This window comes from Corallococcus sp. CA047B (assembly GCF_003612065.1).
Lineage (GTDB): Bacteria > Myxococcota > Myxococcia > Myxococcales > Myxococcaceae > Corallococcus > Corallococcus praedator.
The window spans coordinates 1-3,324 of the sequence record NZ_RAWD01000546.1 but is presented as its reverse complement, the minus strand read 5'-3'; the positions used below and the strand labels follow the sequence as shown (position 1 = coordinate 3,324).

The 3,324-nt window shown below is 65.9% G+C and carries 4 protein-coding genes; all 4 read left to right on the top strand.

Annotated features, from left to right (window positions below):
- On the top strand, window positions 1-753 hold a 753-nt coding region (locus D7X74_RS40725; RefSeq protein WP_233602470.1), incomplete at its 5' end, for a TIGR02269 family lipoprotein.
- A gap of 3 nt (window positions 754-756) precedes the next feature.
- Window positions 757-1,464, top strand: coding sequence for a double-CXXCG motif protein (locus D7X74_RS40720; protein WP_120538303.1), 708 nt, complete (start codon window positions 757-759; stop codon window positions 1,462-1,464).
- A gap of 160 nt (window positions 1,465-1,624) precedes the next feature.
- Complete coding sequence (locus tag D7X74_RS40715; protein WP_120538302.1) at window positions 1,625-2,326, top strand: TIGR02269 family lipoprotein; 702 nt, start codon at window positions 1,625-1,627, stop codon at window positions 2,324-2,326.
- Between the two features lie 3 nt (window positions 2,327-2,329).
- Complete coding sequence (locus D7X74_RS40710; RefSeq protein ID WP_120538301.1) at window positions 2,330-3,040, top strand: double-CXXCG motif protein; 711 nt, start codon at window positions 2,330-2,332, stop codon at window positions 3,038-3,040.
- The last annotated feature ends 284 nt before the right edge of the window (window positions 3,041-3,324 follow it).

Sequence of the window (3,324 nt, the reverse complement as noted above, 5' to 3'; positions counted from 1 at the left end):
GAGTGGGGGTGGAAGCCCTGTCATGGTGCGCGGGCCGTGCTTCCCGGGGGCGTCATGCGCTGGCTGTGCTGGCTGTGGGTGGGTCTGTGGTGGGGCTGTGCCTCCACGTCGTCGGTCGCGACGTTCTCACCCGAGGGTGTCTGGCAGGAGGCCGGGTACGAACGGGAATGTGAGGACAGCGGTGAGGACCGGTGCGTCACGCCCCTGTGCACGGACGAGGCTTGCGCGCTGTTCCGGTGCGAGGACCTGGATCCGGGCCGCATCGTGCGCACGCGGGGTGCGACGGCACCGCCGGTGTTGGTCGCGCCGGGGAGCGGGCCTCAACGCAACTGGGGTAGCGCGCAGGAACTCCCGCGCGACGCGCGGCCCGTCATGGTGTTCCGCTTCCATCCTCGCGAGAAGCTGCCCAGTCAGGTGCAGCGGGAGCGGGCGATGGCGGAATGGGCGAAGCGGCCCAAGGAGCGGCACCACATCTTTCCGCAGGCGTTCAAGGACCACTTCGACAGAAAGAAGATCGACATCCACCAGTACGTGTTGGCCGTGGACGTGGACATCCACAAACGCATCCATCGAGGAGCCAACGGTGGTCCGTGGAATGAGGATTGGCGAAATTATGTCCGGCTGTACGGCACCAGATCGAAGGAAGCACATTTCGATCAGGCCTCCCTGATGATTCAGAAGTACGGTCTCTTTGGATTGACGATGACCTACTGGCAGCAGATGGACCTCCTGCCGCTCCCGGTGGAGGACTGACGGTTGCGCTACTTCGAGCTGGAAGAGCTGGCAGACCTTGAATCGGGACAATGGAGCGGGGAGTACCGCGCCAAGCGCCGTTGGTATGTGCCAAGCCAACTCTGTCCCCGCTGTGGTGCCAGAGGCGGGATGCAGGCGTATCCCTCGGTGGATCTGTCCAAGCTGCCGGAGAACGATTCCCTGGCCAGTGTGTGGCCGCAGGCTCCCGAGGAGGTAGCTCGCCGCATGGCGTTGGTGCGTCCGTTCGTTCCACCGGAACTCCCTCTTGAGCCGGGGTACAGCTTGGGCCCGCTGGTGGGCACCGCGCGCGGTCATTTCGGTCCCGTGACCGCGTTGCCCTCGTGGCAGGTGCTCGTGCGAGAGGATGCACGCGACCTGCTTCTGGGCGAAGGCCTGCAAGGCATCATCCCGGTCCGCGCGGAGCTGCGCACCCGTCGCACCAAGGAACAGGCGCTCTACGAACTGGAAGCGCGTCCCCTGGCGAAGCTGCATCCCGACTGCATCGACCGCGTCCCAACCTGCCCAGACTGCGGGGACAACAGCTTCTCACTGCCCCCGAAGCGCTGGCTCCTGCGCGAATCCGTGCCCGCCGGACTCGACCTCTTCGGCGTGGAGGAGACCACCCGCATCGTCGTCTCCGAGCGCTTCGTCGACACCGTGAACCGCCTGGGTCCCAGTGACGTGTTCTACCGGGAGATCACGGTGGGGTAGCCCCCTGGGGCATCGGGAGCAGCCGGGGATGAGGCCAACCTGTACCGGCCCCTTTCCATCATCCCGGATGCACTCCTGACGGATGCCCTTCGGATCAGCCCATCCTTGACGATTCGACGAGCCCCCCTTGCACACTCGCGTGGTCCTTCCGAGGCAACTCATGCGCTGGTTGTCCTGGCTGTTCGTAGTCCTGTGGTGTGACTGTGCCTCCACGTCGTCGGTCGCGACGTTCTCACCCGAGGGTGTCTGGGCGGAGGCTGAGTCCGAACGGGAATGTGAGGACAGCGGGGAGGACCCGTGCGTCACGACCCTGTGCACGGCTGAAGCCTGCGCGCTGTTCCGGTGCGAGGACCTGGAACCACGCCGCATCGTGCGCACGCGGGGTGCGACGGCGCCGCCGGTCTTCGTGGCGCCGGGGAGCGGGCCTCGGCGCTACTGGGGCGCCGTGCAGGAACTCCCGCGTGATGCGCGACCCGTCATGGTGTTCCGACTCCATCCGCGCGAGAAGCTGCCCAGTCAGGTGCAGCGGGAACGGGCGATGGAGGAGTGGGCGAAGCGACCCAAGGAGCGGCACCACATCTTCCCGCAGGCGTTTACGAAGCACTTCCGCAACAAGCAGATTGATGTGCACCAGTACGTGTTGGCCGTGGACGTGGACGTCCACAAGCGCATCCACCGGGGGAAGAGCGGCGGTCCCTGGAACCGAGAATGGCAGGCCTACATCGACGGCCCTGGAGCGATAACCAGCAAGACCCAGCATTTCGATCAGGCCTTCCTGATGATCCAGAAACATGGCCTCTTTGGTTTTACGATGACGTATTGGCAGCAGGTGGACCTCATGCCATCCCCGGTAGAGGACTGACGGATGCGCTACTTCGAACCGGCCGTGCTGCACGACCCCGACTCGGGACAGTGGAGCGGGGAGTACCGTGCGGAGCACAGATGGTGTCTTCCGAGCGTCCTGTGCCCCCGCTGCGAGACCTGGGGAGTCATGCAGGCCTATCCATCGGTCGACCTGTCCGGCCTGCCGGAGAATGATTCTTTGACGGATATATGGCCGCAGTCCGCCGAGGAATATGCACGGCGCCTGGCCCTGATACGCCCATTCGTCCCACCAGAACTCCTGCTTGAGCCGGGATGCCGGTTGGGTCCCCTGGTGGGAACCGCGCGCGGTCATTTCGGTCCCGTGACCGTGTGGCCCTCGTGGCAGGTGCTCGTGCGCGAGGATGCGCGCGACCTGCTTCTGGGTGAAGGCCTGCAAGGCATCATCCCGGTCCGCGCGCAGCTGCGCACCCGGCGCACCAAAGAACTTCCTCTCTACGAACTGGAAGCACGCCCATTGGCGAAGCTGCATCCCGACTGCATCTACGACCGGGAGCCCACCTGCCCGTTCTGCGGACGCCACGGCTTCATGCTGCCCCCGAAGCGCTGGCTCCTGCGCGAATCCGTATCTCCGGGACTCGACTTCTTCGGCGTGGAGGAGACCAACCGGATCATCGTCTCCGAGCGCTTCGTCGACACCGTGAACCGCCTGGGCCCCAGTGACGTGTTCTATCGGGAGATCACCGTGGGGTAGCCGCACCGTCGGCTACAACACGTTGCTCCCGAACGCGGACACACGGTCCTCACGGTCCGTGCCCCGACCCCGGTGTATCTAGCGGCCTGCGAGGGGGCGCATCCCGTGACGCCCCTCCCGAGGCCCACGCATGCGACGTACCCTGTCCCGTCTCTCCTCCCGGCCCTTCCTGCTGTGCGCCGCGCTCGTCCTGGGCGTGGGCTGCGAAAGCGTGAAGCCCCGTGCCACGCCGCCCGCTGATGGCACCACCGCCGTCGAGCAGCCCGACACCACCGCCCCCACCC

Excerpts from the sequence above, each read along its gene's own strand:
- D7X74_RS40715 (WP_120538302.1), top strand. The coding sequence starts at position 1,625 with ATGCGCTGGTTGTCCTGGCTGTTCGTAGTCCTGTGGTGTGACTGTGCC.
- D7X74_RS40710 (WP_120538301.1), top strand. The coding sequence starts at position 2,330 with ATGCGCTACTTCGAACCGGCCGTGCTGCACGACCCCGACTCGGGACAG.